General features: G+C 70.0%; 1 protein-coding gene. It reads right to left on the bottom strand.

Features of this window, described 5'->3' with window-relative positions; all coding sequences use genetic code 11:
* Nucleotides 1-12: 12 nt before the first annotated feature.
* Nucleotides 13-1,015 (bottom strand): ISL3 family transposase (locus tag EUA98_RS19625; protein WP_130104360.1); only part of this gene is annotated, 1,003 nt, incomplete at its 5' end.

The following is a 1,015-nucleotide window of genomic DNA, read 5'->3' as shown; positions in this document are numbered from 1 at the left end:
GGCTCTTCGTTCTTAACCGGGCAGATCGGTGTTCTTGGCTGCCTCCCGGCGGTGTTTGCGGGTGCAGGCCCAGCGTATGCGTCGTCGCTGGTTGATCGGGTTTCTGAACCCGAAAGCGTTCCTTCCTTCGTGTTTGGCGAGCCGGTTGTAGCCCTCTGACCTCGCGTTCGAGTACCCCGTCTCGAGCCCCGCCAAGATCGCCGGCCACCACTTCTCGACGGTCGCCGCGAGGCGGTGGACCTCGGGGGCGGTTGACGCTGCCGCGTGCTCGTAGAAGCTCACCAGGGCAGCGGAGATCTCGCGGCGCTCGGGGTGGGTCCCGGCCAGGTTGAGCAGCGCGCGCAGGTCCTCTTTGACGATGTAGGCGCCGAGGATCTCCAGTCCCGGGTCGCCGGTGTCGATCAGTGCGTTCCACATCTTGGCGAACGTCTCGGGTCGTAGGTGCTCGTGGCCGGTGAGCAACCGGCGCCGGACCCGCCAGGCCGGATCGACCTTGCGGCCACGACGGCCCTCGTGCTCTCGCACGACGCGTTGGCGGACCGCGGTGACCGTCTGGTTGGCCAGAGCGACCACGTGGTAGCGGTCGGCGACCAGCGTCGCGTTCGGCAGTCCGTCGCGCACGCCCTTCGCGAACGACGCGGACAGGTCGATCGTGACGTGCGTGATCCCCGCGCGCCACGGCGCCGGTTGCGCCAGCAACCAGGTCGAGACCACGGACGCCGATCGGCCTTCCACCTGCGCGAGGAGCCCACCCGTGCCCGCTGAGTCGACGAACCCGGTATGCCATCGGTCGTGCGTCAGGACCCACCGGCCCGTGCCGACGTCCCGGGTCCACACCGGCTTGCCGCGCCGGGTCTCGTCGACCCCGAGGACCCTCACGACCGGCAACGCAGCGGCCAGCGGCGCCTCGACGCGGGCGATGAACGCCTTGTGGACCGTGGCCCACCCGACCCCGTAGAACGCGGCCGCCTCAGCCACGCACCGGTGCTGGTCTGCGACCGCAGCAGCGAGCTCG

This window comes from Pengzhenrongella frigida (assembly GCF_004168625.1).
GTDB lineage: Bacteria > Actinomycetota > Actinomycetes > Actinomycetales > Cellulomonadaceae > Pengzhenrongella > Pengzhenrongella frigida.
The sequence above is the reverse complement of the archived record's forward strand: the minus strand, read 5'-3'. Positions and strand labels throughout refer to the sequence as shown.